This window comes from Sphingomonas mollis, assembly GCF_016427505.1.
GTDB lineage: Bacteria > Pseudomonadota > Alphaproteobacteria > Sphingomonadales > Sphingomonadaceae > Sphingomonas > Sphingomonas mollis.
In genome coordinates, this window is record NZ_JAELXS010000001.1 from 637,091 (window position 1) to 659,071 (window position 21,981).

The 21,981-nt window shown below is 61.8% G+C and carries 17 protein-coding genes and 1 tRNA gene; 10 read left to right on the top strand and 8 right to left on the bottom strand.

All coding sequences use genetic code 11. The annotated features are described in order from the left end of the window. The first annotated feature begins 128 nt into the window (after nt 1–128). Together JAO74_RS02970 and JAO74_RS02975 are read left to right on the top strand one after the other, a co-directional pair. Nucleotides 129–2,696, top strand: a complete 2,568-nt coding sequence (locus JAO74_RS02970) for a TonB-dependent receptor domain-containing protein (protein ID WP_199034818.1) — start codon at nt 129–131, stop codon at nt 2,694–2,696. A gap of 74 nt (nt 2,697–2,770) precedes the next feature. After that, the gene (locus JAO74_RS02975; protein ID WP_199034819.1) at nt 2,771–4,792 is read left to right on the top strand and encodes a hypothetical protein; all 2,022 of its coding nucleotides are present in this window, start codon (nt 2,771–2,773) and stop codon (nt 4,790–4,792) included. On the opposite strand, the gene JAO74_RS02980 is transcribed toward JAO74_RS02975, so the two are convergent. From JAO74_RS02980 to JAO74_RS02990, 3 genes are all read right to left on the bottom strand, one after another. Next, a complete protein-coding gene (locus tag JAO74_RS02980) occupies nt 4,789–5,460 on the bottom strand; it encodes a DUF6445 family protein (RefSeq protein WP_199034820.1) in 672 nt (223 codons plus the stop codon). The two genes, JAO74_RS02975 and JAO74_RS02980, sit on opposite strands and share 4 nt — an antisense overlap. After that, on the bottom strand, nt 5,457–6,956 hold the full coding sequence (locus JAO74_RS02985) for a tryptophan halogenase family protein (protein ID WP_199034821.1): 1,500 nt from the start codon (nt 6,954–6,956) through the stop codon (nt 5,457–5,459). Before JAO74_RS02985 ends, JAO74_RS02980 begins: the two co-directional genes overlap by 4 nt. 151 nt (nt 6,957–7,107) lie before the next feature. Next, on the bottom strand, nt 7,108–7,269 hold the full coding sequence (locus tag JAO74_RS02990; protein ID WP_199034823.1) for a hypothetical protein: 162 nt from the start codon (nt 7,267–7,269) through the stop codon (nt 7,108–7,110). A gap of 111 nt (nt 7,270–7,380) precedes the next feature. Between JAO74_RS02990 and JAO74_RS02995 the strand changes: the two genes are divergently transcribed. The 3 genes from JAO74_RS02995 (at nt 7,381) to JAO74_RS03005 (ending at nt 10,604) form a co-directional block, all read left to right on the top strand. Beyond that, nucleotides 7,381–7,465: transfer RNA gene (locus tag JAO74_RS02995), tRNA-Leu, on the top strand. Nucleotides 7,466–7,529: 64 nt separating this feature from the next. Beyond that, complete coding sequence (gene tig / locus JAO74_RS03000) at nt 7,530–9,212, top strand: trigger factor (protein ID WP_199034825.1); 1,683 nt, start codon at nt 7,530–7,532, stop codon at nt 9,210–9,212. Between the two features lie 465 nt (nt 9,213–9,677). After that, nucleotides 9,678–10,604: a glycosyltransferase family 2 protein gene (locus tag JAO74_RS03005; protein WP_199034827.1), complete on the top strand. Its 927-nt coding sequence runs from the start codon at nt 9,678–9,680 to the stop codon at nt 10,602–10,604. Here JAO74_RS03005 and JAO74_RS03010 read toward each other — a convergent pair. Further along, nucleotides 10,567–11,871: a hypothetical protein gene (locus JAO74_RS03010; protein WP_199034829.1), complete on the bottom strand. Its 1,305-nt coding sequence runs from the start codon at nt 11,869–11,871 to the stop codon at nt 10,567–10,569. The two genes, JAO74_RS03005 and JAO74_RS03010, sit on opposite strands and share 38 nt — an antisense overlap. Nucleotides 11,872–12,067: 196 nt before the next feature. Here JAO74_RS03010 and JAO74_RS03015 point away from each other — a divergent pair, with 196 nt between their 5' ends. Then, nucleotides 12,068–12,757: an ATP-dependent Clp protease proteolytic subunit gene (locus JAO74_RS03015; RefSeq protein ID WP_056525398.1), complete on the top strand. Its 690-nt coding sequence runs from the start codon at nt 12,068–12,070 to the stop codon at nt 12,755–12,757. Between the two features lie 126 nt (nt 12,758–12,883). Next, nucleotides 12,884–14,017, top strand: coding sequence for a glycosyltransferase (locus JAO74_RS03020; protein WP_199034831.1), 1,134 nt, complete (start codon nt 12,884–12,886; stop codon nt 14,015–14,017). 9 nt (nt 14,018–14,026) lie between these two features. Here JAO74_RS03020 and JAO74_RS03025 read toward each other — a convergent pair whose 3' ends face one another. After that, complete coding sequence (locus JAO74_RS03025) at nt 14,027–15,484, bottom strand: hypothetical protein (RefSeq protein ID WP_199034833.1); 1,458 nt, start codon at nt 15,482–15,484, stop codon at nt 14,027–14,029. Between the two features lie 423 nt (nt 15,485–15,907). Between JAO74_RS03025 and clpX the strand changes: the two genes are divergently transcribed. Continuing rightward, on the top strand, nt 15,908–17,173 hold the full coding sequence (gene clpX / locus JAO74_RS03030) for an ATP-dependent Clp protease ATP-binding subunit ClpX (RefSeq protein WP_199034835.1): 1,266 nt from the start codon (nt 15,908–15,910) through the stop codon (nt 17,171–17,173). A 616-nt stretch (nt 17,174–17,789) separates the two neighbouring features. Then, nucleotides 17,790–18,788: a hypothetical protein gene (locus tag JAO74_RS03035; protein WP_233150570.1), complete on the top strand. Its 999-nt coding sequence runs from the start codon at nt 17,790–17,792 to the stop codon at nt 18,786–18,788. Here JAO74_RS03035 and JAO74_RS03040 read toward each other — a convergent pair. Then, the gene (locus tag JAO74_RS03040) at nt 18,782–19,753 is read right to left on the bottom strand and encodes a glycosyltransferase family 2 protein (RefSeq protein WP_199034839.1); all 972 of its coding nucleotides are present in this window, start codon (nt 19,751–19,753) and stop codon (nt 18,782–18,784) included. The genes JAO74_RS03035 and JAO74_RS03040 overlap by 7 nt on opposite strands. A 146-nt stretch (nt 19,754–19,899) precedes the next feature. Between JAO74_RS03040 and JAO74_RS03045 the strand changes: the two genes are divergently transcribed. Beyond that, the gene (locus JAO74_RS03045; protein WP_199034843.1) at nt 19,900–20,667 is read left to right on the top strand and encodes a hypothetical protein; all 768 of its coding nucleotides are present in this window, start codon (nt 19,900–19,902) and stop codon (nt 20,665–20,667) included. Nucleotides 20,668–20,878: 211 nt separating this feature from the next. Here the strand turns inward: JAO74_RS03045 and JAO74_RS03050 are convergent, their stop codons facing one another. Then, nucleotides 20,879–21,235 (bottom strand): hypothetical protein, encoded by a 357-nt coding sequence (locus JAO74_RS03050; protein WP_199034844.1) that lies wholly within the window; start codon nt 21,233–21,235, stop codon nt 20,879–20,881. A 374-nt stretch (nt 21,236–21,609) separates the two neighbouring features. Further along, nucleotides 21,610–21,930: a hypothetical protein gene (locus JAO74_RS03055; RefSeq protein ID WP_199034845.1), complete on the bottom strand. Its 321-nt coding sequence runs from the start codon at nt 21,928–21,930 to the stop codon at nt 21,610–21,612. Nucleotides 21,931–21,981: the final 51 nt, after the last annotated feature.

A 21,981-nucleotide genomic window follows, 5' to 3' on the forward strand; every position in this document is an offset into this window, starting at 1 on the left:
TGAATCTGCCACAGTCGGTAACAAAGGCTCGAATGAAGGGTGAGTGACGTTGTCGGTTATCTGAATGATCTGTAAACATCGTCCCAACGGTTTTCGAAGAAAAACCGGTACGTTGGAGAGGATTACTGATGACCAACCGCTGCGCCCTTCGCACGTTGCTTCTCGCCAGTTGCGCGAGCATCACGCTTCCGGCTTTCGCCCAGACCACCGAACCACCCGCGACGGCGCAGACGCCGCCGGCGCAGGACCCGGCGACCGCGACCGAGGATGGTCCGGATATCGTCATCACCGGTCAGACGACGCGGAATCGTCCCCTGATTTCCGCATCCGCCGACATCACGCTGGCCAATCGTGCGGACATCGATCGCAAGGCACCGCGCTCCACCGCCGACATGCTCGAACTCGTCCCCGGCATCTTCGTCGAGGGAACGGCGGGCGCCGTGTCGAACAACTATTCCGTGCGCGGCCTGCAGGGCGGCGGCCAGCGCTTCGTGCAGTTGCAGGAAGACGGCATGCCGATCCTGTATGGCGGCGGCGGCGCCGACTTCTTCTTCGACCAGGACCTGACCATCGATCGGCTGGAAGCGGTAAAGGGCGGCTCGTCTGGCGTGCTGACCGTCAACGGCGCTGGCGCGACGATCAATTTCATCTCGAAATTGCCGAACTTCAACCGGACCGAGGCCATCGCGCGCGTCACGGCATATAATTATGGCCTGAAGCGCGGCGACTTCTATTACTCGCAGCCGATCGCCGAGAATCTGGCCTTCAATGTGGGTGGCTATATCCAGTCGAACCCCGGTGTCCGCGACAATCCGTTCGATTATGCCGGCTGGCGGTTGAAGGGGGCGCTGGAATACCGGTTCGAGGGCGGCGGTTTCGTGCGGCTGTCGGCCAAGGGCGGCAATGTCGAAAACGCCTATTATGCCACCCAGCCTTATCGATACAATGACGGCGAGCCTGCCGGCATTCCGGGCCTCGGCACGCAATTCGGCAATATCGGCGGTGACGCGTTCAACAATATCGCGGTGCCGGTTTCGACGTTCGCACACCCCAGTGGTTTCCGCGACTTCCGCGGTCGCGACGGCATCAAGTCCAAGACCGCGCAAATCCGGCTGGATATCGAAAAGCCGGTGGGCGATTCGATCAACCTGTTCGCGCGTGGCCGTTATCTGAAATATTCCTATGACTTCAACGGCATCTTTCCCGGATCGGGCACGGGCAATGCCGGCCTTACCAGCGCCGTCAATTATCTGACGCCCAATCCGGCGACGTCGCCGATCATCGATCTGCTGCGTGCTGGCTTTGCCGCTTTCCCCACGACGCAGCGTTTCGGCATCAAGAACCTGCGCACCGGTGTGGTGCTGGGATCGAACCAGACGACCGAGTTGAATGCCCTGAACGGCAATGGCTTTCTTCAGCGGACGACGCTCAACCACGATTATATCGACGGCAAGGACTTCGGCCTGAATGCTGGCGGCACATGGGAATATGAGTCCGGCGACTTCAAGAACTCGCTGACCGCCGGCGTGATGTATTACAACGTCAAGCGGTCGCAGGATCAGTCGGCGACCGCCAGCGTCGTGAACGATGTGCGTACGAACAGCGACATCTACGACATCGTGGCGCTGGATGCATCGAACAACGTGATCGGCACGCTCAGCGACAATGGCCTCGTATCCTATGGCGATTGGGGTGCGGGCATTCGCGAGCGCAAGGATTCGACCGTCTCGCTCTATGCCAATGACGAGCTGGCGATCGGCGATCTGCGGATCGACGGTGGCATCCGCTGGGAACGCGACACGGCCACGGCATTCGATGGCCAGACGGCGGCGGTGAACCAGGATGTACAGCCGGGCGTCGTCGGCGTGGTTCGCACCGTGGGGTCGACTTTCAACGGCGTCTATGCGCCCACCAATCTGGCCCGCACCGGGGCCAATGGAAAGCTGACCCAGTCGAAGGCGTCGTACACGGTCGGCGCCAATTATCAGTTCACGCCGAACTTCGCGATCTATGCGCGCTATGCCAACGGGTTCCAGACCAACAATATCGATCCGATCACGACGATCGAATTGTACGAGGCCGGTGTCCGTTACCAGTATGGCCGATTGTTCAACGGATCGGCGACCGTCTTCCGCACCAATTTCCGCAACCAGAACTATAATTTCGCCGATCCGGTGAACCCGACGGTGCAGAGCAACATCAACGCCGATCTGCGCACGATCGGTGTCGAGATCGATGTGAACGTGCGGCCGATCGACTGGTTCTCGGTCAATCTGCAGGGCGTGTTTCAGGACCCCAAGCTGCAAAACCTGCAGATCAACGGCGCGAACCAGGAGGGGTTCGAGGGTAACCGGCCGGAACGCACGCCCGCGACGCTGTTCACGATCACCCCGGCGGTGCAATTGCCGAACGGGCTGGGCGAGGTTTATGGCCGCTACAAGCATATCGGCAAGATCTATGCCGATGCCGGCAACGGCGTTGCGCTGCCCAGTTATGGCGTCACCAGCGTCGGCGTGACGTATAACCTGAGCGATAACATCCAGTTGAATCTGAACGCCGACAACATCTTCAACGTCATCGGACTGACCGAGGGTAATCCGCGACAGGGCCAGACGCAGGCGATCACCGATGGGTATTTCTACGCCCGCGGTATCGTCGGGGCGACCTATGGCGGATCGGTGACGTTCCGGTTCTGATCGGCGACGATGTGGCATACGGGGGCGGCGAGCGCGCAGGCGTTCGGCCGCCCCGTTCATGATGGAGTGACGGCATGGCGAAATTCGCGATCTGGTCGGGCGTCGCCACGCTGGCGCTAGCCACCGGCGGCATGGCGCAGGCGCCGTCCCGGCCCGAACTCGCTTATCAATTGACCGAGGGGCAGAATCTCAATGCCTTCGTCCGTGATGGTTCGGTGGCCGCTCACCTGTTGCTGCGCAACGGCACCGACCCGCGAATCCTGGTCGCGTTTCCGGCTGGCAACAGCGGTGTCGGATTGTGGTTCGACCGGATCGGTCGAGCCGCGACATGGCGGCTGGAGACGCCGCCCCGACCGCTCGATCGCGGGGCACTTCACGGCGTCGTCGCGGTCGCCACGATCGATGCGAAGCGCCTGGTGCCGAAGCAGGCGGTGTTGTCGAACGTCCGTTTTCTGCGCGATTATCAGGCGATCGGCCGTTTCCCGACCGAAGTCGCGACGATGCCGGTAACTGCCGGCAACACCATGACGTGGCGACGGCAGCGGCTCGATGGTGGGGCGGGTTACGAACTTGCCATCCGCGTCATTGAGGGACGCATCGCGCAGCGAGCGATCCTTGCAGGCATCAGTGGGCGTATCCGGATCGAGATCACCGCCCTGACCGGTGACCAGCCGCTGACGCCGATCCCTGTTGCGCAACTGCTCAACCGAAACGCCGCCGCCGACCCGGCGGCGCGCAACGCGCTCGCCTTCCTCAGTTACCGCGAGAAGTTTCTGGCGGGCTCATGGCGCTTCGACACCTATTTCGGACGCGATACGCTGATGTCGGTGCGGCTGCTGATGCCGGCGCTGCAACCCGTCGCGATCGAGTCCGGACTGAACGCGGTGATCGCGCGGCTGTCACCCACCGGAGAGGTCGCGCATGAAGAGGGCATCGGCGAGTTCGCCGTCGTCCAGAACCGCAAGGCGGGCCGTGCCGGCGATGCTGCCGAACTCGATTACGGCATGATCGACGACGACTACATGCTGGGACCGGTCGCCGCCGACTATCTGCTCGGCTCCGGCAAGGCGCGTGCCCGTATCTATCTGGCGCAACCGCTGGCCAGCGAAAGCCGACCGGGCCAGCGCGAGGCGGTCGGTGCATCGCTGGTCCGCAATCTGCGCTTCGTGCTGGGCCAAGCACGTCCCTTTGTCGATATGCCATCGGCGCGGACCCTGATCGCGCTGAAGCCCGGGCGCATGACCGGCGAGTGGCGCGACAGCGAGGAGGGGCTGGGCCGGGGCGTCTATGCCTATGACGTCAACGCCGCGCTGGTTCCTGCCGCGATCGAGGCCGCCGATCGGCTGTTGAAGGCGGGCCTGCTCGATGCGTATCTATCCGCAGAGGATCGCACGACATTCGGTCGGGCGGGAGCGATGGCACAGGTGTGGCGCGACCGGGCGGGGCCATTGTTTCGCGTCGAGATTCCAGCGGCGGAGGCGGGTGAACAGGTTCGCCGCTATGCCGCGACGGTTGGCGTACCGGCGGATCGCGCCATCGCTGCTTTGGGTCGGGAGCCGCTGGCGTTCCATGCGTTATCGCTCGGCGCCGATGGCCGGCCGGTGCCGATCGTCAATTCGGACGAGGGGTTCGACCTGTTGTTCGGCCGACCGTCACCCACCGATCTCGACCTCTACTTCACCTCGATCATGCGACCGTTTCCCGCCGGGCTGATGACCGATATCGGTCTGCTCGTCGCCAACCCTGCATTTGCCGATCGCACGACGCAGGGACGGTTCACGCCTGCGGCCTATCATGGCGCGGTCGTGTGGTCGTGGCAGCAGGCGATGATGGCGGCGGGGCTGGAACGGCAATTGACCCGCACCGATCTGCCGACCGCAACGCGGCGGCGGCTGGTGGCGGCGCAGTCGGCATTATGGCGCGCGATCGCCGCATCGCGCGCGGTGCAAAGCTCCGAATTATGGTCATGGGCGTTCCGCGACGGGCGTTATCAGGTCGTGGCATTCGGCGCGGGCAAGGCGGATGTCGACGAATCCAACGCCGCGCAATTGTGGAGCACCGTCTATCTGGCCGTGCGTCCGCCCAAGGGCGATTAGGCGGCGAAAAAGCCTGTGACGGTCAACCGCCCGGTCCCCGGATCGGCCGGCAGGACGGCGTCGGGCGAGATGGCGCCCGAATGCAGCACCCGGCTGCGATACAGCAATGCACGGTTGTAGGCACCATCGACATGGCCGGTACGCTCGAACATGGGCGTGTCCGCCGCGATATAGGCGTTCGGTAACGAGGTGCTCTCGATCTCACGATGGAGCGCCGCGAAATAGGCTGGGCCGCGGGTCGCATCGACCGTCTCGAACCCTGTTGCGCGGTGCCGGTAGAAGGCGGTCCCATCGGTGCCGCCCGGCACCAGATAGTGGATCAACGCCAGCCTGCCGGGCTCCAGTGCATCGACATGCGGCAACCGCTGTTCGATCGATAGCGAGGCTGGCGCGACGGTGACGATCGAGAACCGCGCCTCCAGCACCGATATTTCGGCAATTGCCCCGAACACTTCGCGCAGGACCATTGCGATCAACGGCCCTTGCCGGCGGAGATAATCATCGGGCAGGGGCGCCATGATGCCCGGATAGTGACGTCCTGCCGGCGCATATTCCTGCATGGCTGCAAAGGCGCGCAGGGCATCGGGATCGGCGGCGAAATTATCGATGATCGCGACGGGTTCGCGCTCGTTGCCCATCTCGCGGACCAGAACGCGGGGTCCGGTCAATGCGGTTCGCCGATCAGCGTGGCGATCGCCTCGTCATGGCGCGGTAGCGTGGGTACCGCGCGAGCGATGACCGCCTCGATCCGGTCGAGCTGCTGCCGGTTCACCGCGCCGTCCAGCGTATCGGCAAGCGGGGCGGGGCCTGCCGCATGGATGCCCTGTCCGTTCAGCACCGCCAGCCAGCTCGCCTCACGAAACAGTTCGTCGGTGCCGAGCATCAGCCGTCCGGCGCGGGTATATTGCTCCATCTTTTCAACTAGCGTGTCGGGCAAGGTCATCGCACGCATATGCCGCCACAGCGGTGCATCGTGACCCTCGGTGGCGTGATAGTGGAGGATCAGGAAGTCGCGGATACCGTCCATATCGCGGCCGAACAACGTGTTGAACTGCCGCGCCAGTCCGGGGTCGCAATCGGCGTCGGGGAACAGCGTGATGAGCTTGGCGATCCCGCTCTGGATCAGATGGATGCTGGTCGATTCCAGCGGTTCCAGGAACCCTGACGACAATCCGATGGCAACCACGTTGCCGCACCACGCCTCGCGCCGAAACCCCGCCTTGAACCGCAACAGGTGTGGGTCGGCAAGCGCCTCGCCATCGAGATGGGCGAGCAGCGTTGCCGCCGCCTCGTCATCCGACACGTAATCGCTGGCATAGACATATCCGTTGCCCGTGCGGTGTTGCAGCGGGATGCGCCATTGCCAACCCGCCGGGCGCAGCGTCGATCGGGTGTAAGGCGTCGTCTCGGCAACCCGAGCACAAGGCACGGCGACGGCGCGATCGCAGGGCAGCCAATGTGACCAGTCCTCGAAACTCGCGCCCATCGTCTCGTCGATCAACAGCGCGCGAAAGCCCGAGCAGTCGATAAACAAGTCGCCCATCAGCCGCTCGCCGCGTTCGGTGGTCAGCGCAGTGACGAACCCCGTATCAGGATCGCGCTCGATCTGCCCCAGCACGCCCTCAAACCGGGTCACGCCCCAGCCTTCGGCAATCCCGCGCAGATGTCGCGCATAAAGACCGGCATCGAAGTGATAGGCATAGCCGAGTGTCGACAGGATCGATCGCTGTTCGCTGGTGGACCTGGCGAAGCGTCCGGCGGCGGCCAGCTGGGTCGCCAGCGAATAGGCAGACAACGGCCGGTCCGATCCATCCGCCTGCGCGCGCAGCCAATGTTGATGAAACGGCACACGATCCAGATCGACGCCATAGCGACCGAACGGATGGAAATAACGGTGCCCCGGCCGCGCCCAGTCGACGAACTCGATCCCCAGCTTGAAACTGGCCCTGGTGGCACGGACGAATTCGGCTTCGTCGAGTCCGATCAGCTCGTTGAACCAGTGGATCGTGGGGATCGTCGCTTCGCCGACGCCGACCGTACCGATCGCATCGGATTCCAGCACATTGATGGACAGCGTGCGGCCGAACGTCGCACTGAGCGCTGCCGCCGTCATCCAGCCGGCGGTGCCCCCGCCAAGAACGACCACACGTTCGATACGTCGCATCCGGTCGTTTCTCTCCTGCGGAGGTAAGCTGACGATGAATTACAGTGTCGATCCGGTGATGTAAAAGGCCGACCGTCCGTCGTTCGACGAACGGTCGGCTGTACGGCTAGTTTGATCCTGGAAATATATCTCGACGTGTATTCGCCAAGCTCTAGATTTCCGCGGGCTGCGACGTCCCGGGATCACCGGCGGGAATGCCGGGTGACGGCTGGTCGAAATCAGGCGCCGGGGGCGAGATTTCCGGTGGCGGCGCATCGGGCTGCACCGGCTGGGTCGACGGAACGGGCGTTTCAGGTGGGGGCTGCGTGGCCATGATTTGCTCTCCTTGGCCCCTTTCAACGATCCTTCGCTCCGGGGGTTGCCTCGGCGCTTGCTCAAGCGCACTGGGCTGGTATAGACGCCCGCCCAACGGCGGGTCTCGGATGCGGGCGTGGCGGAACTGGTAGACGCAGCAGGTTTAGGTCCTGCCATCGCAAGATGTGGGGGTTCGAGTCCCTTCGCCCGCACCAGTCCCGCCGCTAGCGCAGGCGGGTTGACCACCGACAAAAGATTTCTCCAGATCGAAGGCCAGCAATGCAGACTGTCGAGACGCTGAACGAGGGGCTGAAGCGCGCCTACACGCTCACCATCACCGCCAAGGATATCGACGCCAAGGTCGATGCCGAAGTGAAACGCGTCGCCCCACAGGTGCGGATGCCCGGTTTCCGTCCCGGCAAGGTGCCCGTGAACCTGGTCCGCAAGATGCACGGCGAATCGCTGGCGCAGGATGCGCTGAACTCGGCGATCCAGCAGGGTATCCAGGACCTGATGGCCGAAAAGCAGCTGCGTCCCGCGATGCAGCCATCGGTCGAGCTGGGCGAGGGTTACGAGCGCGGCAAGGATGCCGAGGTCAAGATCGCGCTCGAAGTGCTGCCGCAGGTGCCGGCGCCCGCGATCGACGCGCTGACGTTGGAACGCCTGACGGTGCCCGTCGCCGACGAAGCGATCGACGAGCAGTTGAAGAAGTTTTCCGAGGGTCAGAAGCGCTGGGACGATGCCGGCGATAAGGCGGCCGAGCAGGGTGATCTCGTCACCGTCGATTTCGTCGGCAAGACGGCCGACGGCGTGGCGTTCGAGGGCGGCACCGGCACCGACATGGGCGTCGAGATCGGATCGGGTCGCTTGATCCCCGGTTTCGAGGACCAGATCGTCGGCGTGAAAGCCGGTGAGGAGAAGCAGATCTCGGTCACCTTCCCGGAAGATTATCAGGCGAAGGAACTGGCTGGTCAGCCGGCGACGTTCGATCTCGTCATCAAGTCGGTGAAGACCGCGGGCGAGTCGAAGATCGATGACGACATGGCGAAGAATCTGGGCCTTGAAAGTCTGGATCAGCTAAGGGGCCTCATCAAGGGGCAGATCGAGCAGGATCATAACGGCCTGACTCGCACGCACATGAAGCGCAAGCTGCTCGACCAGTTGGCCGATGGCCACGACTTCGAAGTGCCGCCGTCGATGGTCGAAGCCGAGTTCGCCCAGATCTGGTCGCAGCTGGAGCATGAGGCGACGCACGAGGCCGATCCGGAGAAGGCGAAGGCCGAGATGGAGGCCGAGCGCGAGGATTACCAGAAGATCGCCGAGCGCCGCGTGCGTCTGGGCCTGTTGCTGTCCGAGATCGGTCAGGCCAACGGCATCGAGGTCAATGCGCAGGAAATGAACCGCCTGATCGCGCAGGCTGCCCAGCAGTATAATGCCGAAGATCGCCAGCGCTTCATGCAGTATGTCCAGCAGGAGCCGATGGCGGCTGCCCAGCTGCGCGCACCGCTGTATGAAGACAAGGTCGTCGATTTCCTGTTCGGCAAGGCCGAGATCACCGATCGCGAGACGACGCGCGAGGAACTGGAAGCGGCGATCGAGAGCGAAGATGGCTTCGCGACCGGCACGCATATCCATAACCATGATGACGATCATCACGGGCATGACCACGACCATCATGGCCACGATCACGCCGCGGAGGCAGCCGCTACGGAAGTAGCTGAACCGAAGTCGAAGGCGAAGAAGGCGACCGCCAAAACCGAGGAGGCCGTTGCCGACTCAGGCACGGATGCTGCGCCCACCAAGAAGCCACGCGCCAAAAAAGCAGCTCCTGTCGACGCGGAAACGCAGGTGACGGAAGCATCGCCGGTGGCCGCTGAAAATGCCGAGGGTGCGCAAGCCGCCGATGCGCCGGTGAAGAAGCCACGTGCCAAGAAGGCGAAGGCCGAAACCGCCGGCGAGTAAGTCATTCGATAGCCACTGCCGGTTAATCCACGTGATCCGGCAGTGGTATCGTCGAAGGCGACGTTGCCAGACTAGTCCGATATGGCCGAGCTTTCCGTCGATCCATACTATTGTTGGGTAAATCCCGCCCCGGATCGCACTGTTTGTGATTCGGTCGATAGATCGGTCGAGTAGTCAACCCGATACCGGGGAGGCGGGTAGCGCGGCACAGGCATTTGCTGCCGGCCGGGGATTAGCCGATCCACGTTTTCCTGGGCCTGGTCTGATGTGCCCTTTATTGCGGTGGCCGAAGTCGCGACGGCGTATTTCCCGCCCTGTGTGACGGGCGGAAGGTTGGACGATCTTTTCGGGCGATGATGGCGGGGTGGAAGCATCGGCTTCTGCCCCGCTTTTTCTCGCCCGGTTAAAAGCACGCTGCTATGCGCAAAAAGTAGCGCGCGGACGCGCTGTCACAGGGGGGTGTCGATGACCGGAACTCAACCGCGGATTGCGGTGCTGCTGCCATGCTACAACGAAGAAGCAGCAATCGGTCAGACCGTGACCGATTTCCGCGCCGCGCTGCCGGATGCTCTGATCTACGTCTATGATAATAACAGCCGCGACCGCACTATCGAGATGGCGGCTGCGGCGGGGGCGATCGTTCGTCGCGAACGTATTCAGGGCAAGGGCAATGTCGTGCGGCGGATGTTCGCCGATATCGACGCGGACGTATATGTAATGGCCGATGGCGATGCGACGTATGATGCCGCATCGGCGGGCAAGCTGGTCGCCGAGTTGATTACCGAGAAACTGGACATGGTCGTCGGCAGTCGGATCAGCGATGCCGAACTCGCCTATCGGCGTGGTCACCGGTTCGGCAATGCGCTGCTGACAGGAATGCTCGGGCGTCTGTTCGGGCGTAGTTTCACCGATATTCTTACCGGTTATCGCGTGTTTTCCCGTCGCTTCGTCAAGAGCTTTCCATCTCTTTCGGCTGGATTCGAGATCGAGACCGAGATCAGCGTACACGCGCTGGAATTGAAGATGCCCTGTGCAGAGATCGAGACGCGTTATTATGCAAGACCGGAAGGGTCCACGTCGAAGCTCGATACCTATGGCGACGGCTGGCGCATCTTGAAGACGATCGTGACATTGTACCGGTTCGAACGGCCGTTGTGGTTTTTCGGTGCGGGCGCGCTGGTGCTCGCCCTCTTCGGTATCGTGTTGTCGGTGCCGCTTGCCGTCACATATGTCGATACCGGACTGGTCCCACGGATGCCGACCGCGATCCTCGTCACCGGCTTGATCATCCTCGCCGCGCTCAGTTTTTTTGCCGGGCTGATCCTGGACACGGTCGTGCGCGGTCGACGCGAGGTCAGGCGACTGGCATATCTGTCCCACCCCGCGCCCTAACGAATAGATCGACCAGCGACGATATCAGGAAAGCGGCGCAATAGGCGAGCAGGGCGTAGAACATATAGGTGTAGCGCGGTACCGGCTGAAAGGGCGCCAGCAATACGACCGGTACTGTCGCCATCAGCGCGGGATAGATCCAATGACGGCGTCGCTGCAACACCGCGAGCAGGACGCCTGCCAGGCCGAGTACTCCAACCAGCATCGCACATAGCGCTTTAATACTGGTTCCGGTACCACGGGCCGAGACGGTGAATTGCCATGGGCGCGGGGCGTAGACCTCGGTGACATGGCGAATGGCAATCGTCACGGCATCGATCGGCGCCGATCGGATCCACGTAATCGCCTGTGTACCCAGCGCGCGTGCATAGGCAACCTCGCCACCAGCGGCGTGCATGCGTCGTAATACGGCGGGGTTGCCGAACGGATGGATCGCCTTCAATCGCGTTTCCATGGTCTTGACCGGGTCCGCCGGACGTATCGCACCGGGATACATGGCCAGCGCCAATTCCAGTCCACCGTTGCTACGCAGCAAAACCGGCGTACCGAGCGCAGCCTTGTTTCGTAGCGTCCAGGGCACGACAAACAGGGCGAGGCACAGCGCCGCGATGATGCCGGCGGGAATGATGCGCCGCCATGGTATCGTTTGAAAAAGAAGAATGGCACTGCAGCAATAACAGCCGATGCCAATCACCGGATTCACAAAGAATATCACCGCATTCAGCGCCGCAAACAGGGCGATCCTTTGCCAGTCGCCGCGTGACGCATCAGCTTGGCGAATGACGCGATCGAGAAACACCGCCGTCAGAAACGCGGTCAACCCGCCTTCCCAAATTCGAAAATCGATGACTTCCTGCCCGATATATGTCGGAGCAAGACACAAAAATGCCAACGTGCCCAGTCGCGCCCATTGCGGCACGCCCAATCGGCCGAACGCCCTGTAAAACAGCAGATATGACCCAAGCGCCAAGCCGATCGACCCGCAGGCCAGAATTATCTCGGACAGCAAGGAGCGAATGCCAAATACGCGATATACGCCGCTGGCCAGCAGCGGGGTGATCGGCAGGAGATGGGCGGTCGCGCCCTGTCCCGCAGCATAGGCATCGGCGAAGCCGCGCCCCTGTGCCAGTGAAATCGCGACGGATGCCGCCTCTGAATGAGCGACGCCAGGACGCACGATCGCCCAGGCTATCCGCTCTGCACCACCCACGCTGAGGAAAGCGAGCAAGAGATTTCGTTCGCGGAACCACGCTGTTGGTTTTGCCACGATTTTCCCCCCAGCCCGACAATCCTGCCTATTGGGTGGCACCGGATGCGGGTGGCAATCATAGATTGATCCGAGATCGCACCACATATGCAGGTATCGTGAATATGGTACGCCATCGATCTGTGCGAGCGATCAGGACTTGAAGTCGCTCGCCTGACCGTCGATCTACATGTCATCGGCATAAGGGATATCAATAATGCACAATCCGTTCGAGACCGGCGATTTCGCGAGCCCGCTGACGCAGGCTGGCGTCGGTCTCCAGCAGACCCGGAGCGGTCTGGTTCCGATCGTCATCGAGCAGTCGAACCGTGGCGAGCGGTCGTTCGACATCTTCAGCCGCCTTCTGCGCGAGCGCATCGTGTTCGTGACGGGCGGGGTCGAGGATGGCATGGCCAGCCTGATCACCGCACAGTTGCTGTTCCTGGAATCGGAGAATCCCAAGAAGGATATCTTCATGTACATCAACTCGCCGGGCGGTGTCGTCACGGCGGGAATGGCGATCCATGACACGATGCAATACATCCGGCCGCGGGTCGGCACGGTCTGCATCGGTCAGGCGGCGTCGATGGGGAGTTTCCTGTTGGCCTCGGGCGAAAAGGGCATGCGCGTTGCGCTGACCAATGCACGGATCATGATCCATCAGCCATCGGGCGGTGCGCAGGGCATGGCATCGGACATCGAGATTCAGGCGAAGGAAATCCTGCGTATCCGGGCGCGGATGAACGAGCTTTATTCGAAATATACCGGTCAGCCGATCGAGGAGATCGAGCGCCGGATGGATCGCGATACGTTCCTGCAAGCGGATGAGGCGAGGGATTTCGGGTTGATCGACGAAGTGTTCGACAAGCGCCCGATGCCCACCGACGAACTGGCCGCTGCTGCCTGAGCCGACTGCTTCCGTTTCCCAAGTCCCATACCGGGGCAATCGCCGCTAAAAGGCGGCGGTTGCCAATGGCGACACCCCGATTAGGGTGGCGTCATCGTCGCCGCGGGTGGGGCGAGGGGGACTACCATGGTTCAATTGAACTTGCTGCCACAGGCTGGCACCACGAAGCATGCGCTGCCTGCGCAACTCGCCATTGTGGTGCCGGCGTTCAACGAAATCGACAATGTTCCGTTGCTGATCGCGGCAGTGACGGCGGCACTCCCGAATGTGGCGTGGGAAATCATGTTCGTTGACGACAATTCTCCGGACGGGACGGCGGCGCGGGTGCGGGAACTGGCGATGGAGAACCCACGGGTTCGGGTCGTCCAGCGTTACGGCCGGCGGGGTCTGGCATCGGCCTGTATCGAGGGCGTAATGGCGACCGCGGCACCCTATGTGGCGATCATGGATGCCGACCTGCAGCATGACGAGCGGCTGCTGGGCCAGATGTTCGACCGGTTGCGCGGTGGCGACATCGATCTGGTCGTAGGCAGCCGCTACGTCGAAGGTGGCAGCTTTGGCGACTGGACACGCGGACGGACCGCAGCGAGCAAGCTGGCGACGCGGATGGCCGCGACGTTGACGCGCACGCCGATCAGCGATCCGATGAGCGGTTTTTTCATGATGACCCGTGCCGCGTTCGAGCGGTCTTTGCCCCGCTTGTCATCGGTCGGGTTCAAGATCCTGCTGGACATCGCTGCCAGCGCGCCGGCGCCGTTGCGCGTTGCCGAGGTGCCTTATACTTTTCGCACGCGTCAGCACGGCGAGAGCAAGCTCGATTCGCTGGTGCTGTGGGAATATTTCCAGCTGATCCTCGACAAGGCTTTCGGTCGGGTGATCCCGGTTCGATTTATGAGTTTTGCGATGGTCGGCGGGCTGGGTCTGCTGGTCCATTTCTTCGTGCTGTCGATCCTGTTCATCGGTGTCGGCACATCGTTCAGCGCGGCGCAGACGGTGGCGACGATCGTGGCGATCTCGAACAACTTCTTCCTTAACAATCTGCTGACCTATCGCGACCAGCGACTTCGTGGTCCGGCACTGCTGCGGGGGTGGGTCAGCTTCTATCTGGTCTGCGCGACGGGGGCGGTCGCCAATATCGGCATCGCCGACTGGCTGTTCGATCATCAGACGTTCTGGGTCTTTTCCGCGATCGCCGGCGTGCTTGTCAGCGTGGTGTGGAATTACGCGATGTCGTCGATCTTCACCTGGCGTAAGCGGTAGGAGCCGCCACTATTCCTGTGGCTTGATCGATACGTCCGGATCGACACGCAACAGGCGTGACTGGCCGGTCGTCGCGATCTGACGGGCGGCGATCGGCAGGGGCAGGGGAAGATCGCCGATATCGATCAGCCAGAGATAATCGATGTGCCGCCACGGCAGCCTGCGGACGATGTCGGCGGCACTGTCCTTTTGCCCCAGTCGTTCGCAGGGTTCGGCCGAGATCATCGATGGCGCGGCCGTCAGGGCATCGTCGGCGTTTGGAACGAGCGCCATCAGCTGCTGCCCCGAACTCATGAAATGCCCGTTGACCAGGGCGTTGCGTCGTACGGTCGCGAATGCGCCGAGGTGGGAATAACGGGGCGGTTCCCAGTCTCGCCTGCAGTCGGTCAGCCAGATCGCCACCACGCGGCTACCGGATCGGACCCGATCGAGCAGTGCCAGTTCCCGATCCGCCTTTTGCGATACGTCGACGAAGGTCACGGTGCTGACGATCAGCCGCAACAGCACGAAGGCGAATGCCGCTCCCCAGACCCATCGGGGCAGGGGCTTCGACTCGCGGACGGCAAGCAGGCTGAGTGCCAGAGCCGGCGCGATCAGACGGACGGCGGCGAACTCGGATCCGACGATCTGGCTGGGCATCAGGAACACGCAAATCCACAGCAGGATCGCTGGCACCAGTGCGCGCAAGTCGCTGGCGAACCGGTGCCGGACCAGCAGTGGCAACAGCGCCGCGCCGTACAACAGCCCGGCCGACGCGATGTCGAACGCGTTATGGCGTTCACGCAGGATCATGAGCAACCAGCGGGCGTCGAGGGCGAAGTCGAACCAACGGCCGGCGGTGCCGGTCTGGTCATTCCGCCAGAACAGAAGGAGTATCAGCGGCCATGAGAGAGGCAATGCCTTAAGAGCGACCGTTTTCAGCACCTCCAGCGCTGGGTGGCCTCGGCGGATGGCTTGCCCCGCCGCGACGCCCGCGATCATCAGCCCCATCACGCCGTAGCCGATCATGTGCGCCGTGATGATGACGGGCGCGGCGACGGCCAGGAGAACGGCGCTCCAGCGCGTCCGGCCGCGCTGCTCCAGCGTCAGCCAACCCGCACAGACGACGAACGACAATGAAACCGCGAGGCAGGAATTCACGAAGCCGAAGATCAGCGGATAGGCATAGTTCAGCGGCAGGCTGAGCAGTGTCGTCGCGGTGATGCGACCATGCAGACGATAACCGAGCCATAACATGCCGGCGGCGCCGATCGGCGGGATGGTTGCCGCGACGAGGCGTGCCGCGGTTTCGACGTTCATCCACTGGCTGAGGAAAGCGACGCTTAGATCCACGCCCAGATTGGGAAGGTAACGCCACGAGTAGGTAAAAAATCGACTCAATTCCGGAGTGAACGGCAGATTGCGCTCAACGTGATAACGGGCAACATGCGCGGGAAGATCGATCAGCAGCGGGAACGGCGCGGCCAATAACGGCACCGCCATCGCCAGGACGATCACGGTCGCCGCCAGCCACCTAAGCCGGTCAGCCGGATAGAATCTTGTAACCTGCACCCGTTCCCCCTTTGGTGCGCGCCGGCGTCACCTGTCCGCCGAACGATCGTGGTCGGTGCCGATGGGACGTGTCAACAACCGTTACGGACCATTTTGTCCCGCTTCAGGCCTCGCCAAATCGGCGATCGCGGATGTCATACGTCGACCGATCCGTCCTTGATCGATGTCTCTCGAAGCATCCACCTGGCTGGTTTGGGATTGGTTTGGTCGGACGGGTGGTCGGTTACGGCTTGTAGAGCGGATGCCGGAAGGCCATATCCGTGTCCGCGTGCCATTTTCCGATGGCGCACGCTGCATAGCGAGCGACCGTGTGGTGCGGTTGCCAAGAGGGTTATCTGAATGACGAAGCTGAGCGGTGGCGACTCGAAGAGCACCCTCTATTGTTCGTTCTGCGGCAAGTCGCAGCACGAAGTGCGCAAGCTGATCGCCGGTCCGACGGTCTTCATCTGCGACGAGTGCGTCGAGCTTTGCAACGACATCATCCGTGAGGAGACGAAGTCGGCGCTGGTGTCCAAGAAGGATGGCGGCGTGCCGACCCCGCAGGAAATCTGCAATGTCCTCGACGATTACGTCATCGGGCAGAAGCAGGCGAAGCGCGTCTTGTCCGTGGCGGTGCACAATCATTACAAGCGATTGAACCATGGCGCCAAGGGCGCCGATGTCGAACTGGCCAAGTCGAACATCCTGCTCGTGGGACCAACCGGCTGCGGCAAGACGCTGCTGGCGCAGACGCTGGCGCGGATTCTCGACGTGCCGTTCACCATGGCGGACGCCACGACGCTGACCGAGGCCGGTTATGTTGGCGAGGATGTCGAGAACATCATCCTGAAGCTGCTTCAGGCATCGGATTACAATGTCGAACGAGCGCAGCGCGGCATCGTCTATATCGACGAGATCGACAAGATCAGCCGCAAGGCGGAAAATCCGTCGATCACGCGCGACGTGTCGGGCGAGGGCGTGCAGCAGGCGCTGCTGAAGCTGATGGAGGGCACCACCGCCTCTGTCCCGCCGCAGGGTGGACGCAAGCATCCGCAGCAGGAGTTTTTGCAGGTCGACACGACTAACATCCTGTTCATCTGCGGCGGCGCGTTTTCGGGCCTAGAAAAGATCATCGGCGACCGTCTGCAGGGCAAGTCGATCGGTTTCGGCGCGTATGTCGCCAGCCCCGAGGAGCGGCGCACCGGCGAGGTGTTGCGGTCGACCGAGCCGGAAGATTTGCTGAAGTTCGGCCTGATTCCGGAATTCGTCGGTCGTCTGCCGGTGATCGCGACGCTGGAAGATCTTGATATCGCGGCGCTGGTCAAGATTCTGTCCGAGCCGAAGAACGCGCTGGTCAAGCAATACCAGAAACTGTTCGATATGGAGCAGGTGGAACTGGGCTTTACCGACGATGCGCTGGTGACGATCGCCAAGAAGGGCATCGAACGCAAGACGGGTGCCCGTGGTCTACGGTCGATTCTGGAGGCGATCCTGCTGGATACCATGTTCGATTTGCCGGGCATGGATGGCGTCGACGAAGTGATGATCGACAAGGACGTGGTGGAGGGCCGCAAGGAACCTATCCGCGTCTATGCCGAAAAGAAGAAGACCGGCGACGCCGCGTAGCGGTGAAGGTTGAGCGAGCGTCACCGGCCACATCGGCTGGTGGCGCTTTCATGTTTACCGGCGGCCATCCATCGATCCGGTTTGAGACGGTGTAAAACCGGTGATGGTGCTTCATCGGCAGCGTGCTGCGCATCATATGCGTCCATATCGATGAAGAGTCCGAAAGCCGCTTGTTAACTACATCAGCTTGTTTTGCCGTGCTTGTCGTCGGTCGGTCCGCACTGGGCGGTCATGCGTGACCATATCGTCTTGCGCAAAGTAGTCGTTGCTTAAGTAAAATGTAAAGACGCCCGAGGCGCTGTCGAATATCCCTTAACACTTGAATGCCCAAACATCCGGATTGCAAAGCATTCCGGATGCATCGCTCGTTGCTGTCTGGCCGGGCGCTGTGCTGTATCGATGCTTCCTGCGATGGCGAAACCACCGTGAGGAGGCCGCTCTTTATCTCGCAGATCGACGCTGCGCTGAACCGCATCGTCTGAACCTCAGGCATCGACAGTTGATGATGGCATTTCCCGCTCCGCAGGCGGAACGCTTGGTCGTTCCTTCGGTGATCGTCTGCACGTACGAGGATCGCGAGTCGGCGTTGCCGGGATTGGCACTTTTGGCCCGGTCTATGGCGAACCGCGCCCCACATCTGCGGCTTCTGTGTTTCTCGCCGCTGGCCGGGGCCAAGGTACTATCCGATGAACTGCCAAACATGGAACTGCGCCCGATCGACGATCTGGGCGTCAGCGGCTGGAGTGTGAAGCCGACGGTACTGCTTCGCGCCTTGGCGGAGGCCGACAGCGCCTTCTGGCTGGATACGGATGTGGTCGTTTCGGGTGATCTTGGCGGATTGCTCGACGCGCTGCCCGCCGGGGCGGTCGTCGTCGGCGAAGAATATCGTTATCGTCAGCCCGGTGGATGTTCGGGTCGCGCGCGGGCATGGGGACTGACGGTCTCACGTGAACTGGACTGGATGACCAACTCCGGTTCGGTCCGGGTTACCAGAGCCCATCGACCACTTCTGGAACGATGGCAGGCGCTCCTCGCCGACCCTCGTTTTATCGCGGCTCAAAAGACGCCGATCGCGACGCGTCCGACCCATTTGCTGGGCGATCAGGACGTGCTCGCGGCACTGCTCGCCTCCACTGAATTTGCCGATCTGCCCATTCACTATATCCGCAACGGACCAGAGATGGTGCAACATTGCGGGGCCAATGGCTATCACGCCATCGACCGGCTGCGGATGATTTTCAGGCGACCGGCGTTCATCCACATGCTGGGCCGGTACAAGCCATGGTCTTTCGTCGTTCCGCCCGATGCCCGACGGTCAAAGGCGGATTATCTGCACTTCCTATGTTTCGAACTATCGCCGTTTCATGCGGCGGCGCAGCCCTATGCGGCGGCGCTCGGCCATCCGGTCTGGCTTCAGCGGCGAAGCCGGGTGGCACGGGTGTTGAACGCCGCCGCATTCGGCAATGTAGCTCTGCGCGGGTTGCCGCTCGCACTGGTGGCATGGGCGGCGGAATGGAAGCGGGGAAGCCCGCCGCCATTGCCCGGTGACAACGTGGGGGCTGCTTTGCTTCCACGACGGGAGAGGTGTAGCCCGCCGCGGGCGACCTATCAGTAGAGACAGTCCATGGCCGCGCTGCGCAGGCCCTGCGAATAGTGCGCATATCGACCGCGCAGCAATTCGGCGGCGACGACGCAGCAGCGGACGACCCGATTGCGCGCGCGCAATGCACCTCGGTTTCGCCAGTGGCCGATCTTCCCGCGGATGTGTGTCGGGAAATCCGGGTCGAGCGTCGCGCGACCGGCCAACCGGTCGAGCAGGGCTTCGTAGCGTACGGCCGTCTGCACGAAATGGTCCGCTGATCCCGACCGCGCCTTTGCATGCTGACGGCGAGTCGCGGGCGTTGATGAAGCTCCATAAACCTGCGCGACATGCTGGCGATACTGGTTCAGCGGTTGGCGGATTAGCACGACCTTCGATTGCGCGGCGACGATCGTCGCGATCCACGCATCGTGTGTCCAGCCATCGGGCAGCGGAAATATCGACGGTGCGAAACGAGCTGCATAGGCCATGGTCGCGCCCGCCGCCATCTGCGCGGGATCCCGCAACAGCGTGCGCGCGCCGATGTCGCTTTCCAGCGCATCCTGCAACGCATCCGCAAATCCCTGTTTATGCCAGTAGCGGAGTCCGATTGGCGCCAAGTCGCCGTCGACCAGATCAGCGTCGCAGAATACGAGGCCAACCCGGTCGTCTCGTACGAACGCCTCCACCATCGCGGCAACCTTACCAGGTTGCCAGACGTCATCTTGATCGGAGAAAAACACGAGATCGCCTGTGGTCAACGACGCCGCCTTTTCGAAATTTCGCGCGAATCCGAGGTTGACGGGGTTGCGATGGAAATGAACCGGAAAATTGACGGTCGCGCGAAAGACGTTGACCACCGTTTCTGTGCCGTCGGTCGAACCATCATCGCAGATCACCACTTCGTCGGGCGATCGTTCCTGCGCGGCAAAACTGTCCAGCTGCTGGCGAAGGTACCGTTCGCCATTGTAGGTACACATTGCAATCGATACGCGCCGCATCATCATCTCCTTGGAGGCCGAAAACGCTAACAGCCGTGTCGGAGCGGGGCAACCATTCCCTTCCCTTCATTCCGGATGTTGTTGCCGTTTATCGCCTTGCAGCCTAGTTGTTGCTTATCCGCAGGCCGGTGTCAGGAGTTCGTGCCATGTCCGTCAGACCGGTTACGCTGTTGATGACGGCGACCGTCGCCCCCGCCAGGGGAATGCGCACCTCGCTCGGAAATCCGCAGGCCCGGCGTGACGAGTATATCGCGGCGCTCTGCTTCTATCGCGACTGGATCGGCCGGGGGATCGACCGGATCGTTTTCGTCGATAATTCCAACAGCGACCTGTCTTCGTTCAATGCGGTGTCGGACGGATATCCGATCACTCTTCTTTCCTATCAGGGGATCAGTTATCCTGCCGCCCATGGCTATGGTTATGGAGAGATGGCGCTCATCCAGCATGCCATGGATCATGTGCCCGAGTTGGGTGAGGGCGTGGTGGTGAAGGTCACGGGGCGGTATCGCGTGACCAATCTGACCAGCGTGATTCAATCGGCAGCTGGCGTCGATTTCGCGGGCGATATCTGGAACTGGCGTCGGCCTTGGCTCGACATGCGCATCATGATGTGGACTAAGCGCGGGTATAACATGCTACTCCGAGATAGTTATTTGCTGCTGCGCGACGATGAGAACCGTTTGCCGCCCGAGATGATTTTGTCCCGCCATATAATGGCATCGACAGACGTTGCGGTGCGTACGTATTTAATGGTCGATCCAATCGTGCTTGGGGTTCGCGGTATGGATGGAAAAGATTGGGGACGAGGCAGCCTTGCGTTCAAACGCCGCGTTCGTGCACTGACCCGCCCGTTCTCTCTCGTATTCAGTCTTTATCCCGGTGCCCGTCGTGATAAGGAATATCGTTCGATTTGAAGTTCGGCAGCCCTGCTGCTGGTAAGTCGCCAGTCATGCGCGCTATATCTACATCCACAGTTGGTGGACTATCACCCAGCAAAGTAGCCGCTGAATGTTCAATTGCCACAGTTGGGCATGCCCGATGGATTTCAGGCGCCGGGACACGCCGTCGTTAACTGTAAACACCGCCATTATGTATTCGATCGGCGTAGGTCGTGTGCTGTGTAGCCTACTTTCTTTGCCAACTTTGCCACGTCTGCATCTCCTCGACCGCTATCGATCGTCTCAAGACTCGGGCGTCGGGATCGATGGACGACATGGGCGCCTCCGATATCGTCAGCATTCCGCGACCGTCCGTCATCGGCAGCGTTCCGCGGATACCATCGACGGTGATATCGATCGGCAAGGGAAAGGGGCCATTGCCGGGAACCCGCCACGCCAGCGTGAGTGGGTCGCCGGTTCGTGTCTCCACCAGATCGGGCAGCGCCGCCTGACGTAGATAGACGTCGAAGAACCAGCGATAATCCTTGCCCGTCACTTTCACGACCAGCGCCTCATATTCGCTCGTCGATCCGAAGCGGGGCATGAAGTTGCCGGGGCGGGGGTCGGGGCGGCCATAGACGGCGAGGCGCGTGACATCCCAGAACGCCTTGTCGCCGATCAGCCAGCACCGTGATCAGATCAGCCCGCCAGCTTAAATCCCCCTTCGACTCAGATAGGCCGGAGAACGCTCAAATATAATCCAACTCTAAAGTCGCACTCACGGCCGCGCGTCGGTGCGTACACGTGAGCGAGAGCGTAGCCCGCGTCTGGATCGACGGTAAGAAAGGGCGATCGTCGGACGGATATAATCGCGTCCGGGCGTGTAGGACATAATGCTGCGATGTAATTCGCCGACGGTCGATTTGCGTTCTCGACAGGACGAGTCGGTCCGGTTTTGGAAACGGGAGAAGAGCGCCTCTACTCCTCGACCTTCTCGCGTTCCTTGTCAGCCCAGGTTTTGCCCTCGTCGCCACCCCATAGCAGCCATGCGATGTAACCGGCCGAGGGATCGTCCTCATTGCCCCAGTCGTGGCTTTTGGTGTCCTTGTCGACGTCGTGGCGAGCGAAGTAGCTGTGCATCGATTTGACGTCCTCGTCGGACATCGGCTTGCCCTCGACGATCTGTTTCGCGCGCTTGACGCCGACCTCCGTACCGCCGCAATCGAAGCGGTCGCGCAGGTCGAGACCCTTTTGCGCATTGATCGCCATCTTCTTCGTGGGCTTGTGCTCGCTGGCCATCGGTCCGTCTCCCAAAGGATATCGGGAGACGAACCGGCGGGGCGGGAAGGC

Bases quoted from the DNA above. Each gene is read 5' to 3' on its own strand.
- JAO74_RS02970 (WP_199034818.1), top strand. From the start codon at position 129: ATGACCAACCGCTGCGCCCTTCGCACGTTGCTTCTCGCCAGTTGCGCG.
- tig (WP_199034825.1), top strand. From the start codon at position 7,530: ATGCAGACTGTCGAGACGCTGAACGAGGGGCTGAAGCGCGCCTACACG.
- clpX (WP_199034835.1), top strand. From the start codon at position 15,908: ATGACGAAGCTGAGCGGTGGCGACTCGAAGAGCACCCTCTATTGTTCG.
- JAO74_RS03020 (WP_199034831.1), top strand. From the start codon at position 12,884: ATGGTTCAATTGAACTTGCTGCCACAGGCTGGCACCACGAAGCATGCG.
- JAO74_RS03005 (WP_199034827.1), top strand. From the start codon at position 9,678: ATGACCGGAACTCAACCGCGGATTGCGGTGCTGCTGCCATGCTACAAC.
- JAO74_RS03015 (WP_056525398.1), top strand. From the start codon at position 12,068: ATGCACAATCCGTTCGAGACCGGCGATTTCGCGAGCCCGCTGACGCAG.
- JAO74_RS03035 (WP_233150570.1), top strand. From the start codon at position 17,790: ATGGCGAACCGCGCCCCACATCTGCGGCTTCTGTGTTTCTCGCCGCTG.
- JAO74_RS03040 (WP_199034839.1), bottom strand. From the start codon at position 19,753: ATGCGGCGCGTATCGATTGCAATGTGTACCTACAATGGCGAACGGTAC.
- JAO74_RS02990 (WP_199034823.1), bottom strand. From the start codon at position 7,269: ATGGCCACGCAGCCCCCACCTGAAACGCCCGTTCCGTCGACCCAGCCG.
- JAO74_RS03050 (WP_199034844.1), bottom strand. From the start codon at position 21,235: ATGCCCCGCTTCGGATCGACGAGCGAATATGAGGCGCTGGTCGTGAAA.
- JAO74_RS03055 (WP_199034845.1), bottom strand. From the start codon at position 21,930: ATGGCCAGCGAGCACAAGCCCACGAAGAAGATGGCGATCAATGCGCAA.
- JAO74_RS02975 (WP_199034819.1), top strand. From the start codon at position 2,771: ATGGCGAAATTCGCGATCTGGTCGGGCGTCGCCACGCTGGCGCTAGCC.
- JAO74_RS02985 (WP_199034821.1), bottom strand. From the start codon at position 6,956: ATGCGACGTATCGAACGTGTGGTCGTTCTTGGCGGGGGCACCGCCGGC.
- JAO74_RS03045 (WP_199034843.1), top strand. From the start codon at position 19,900: ATGTCCGTCAGACCGGTTACGCTGTTGATGACGGCGACCGTCGCCCCC.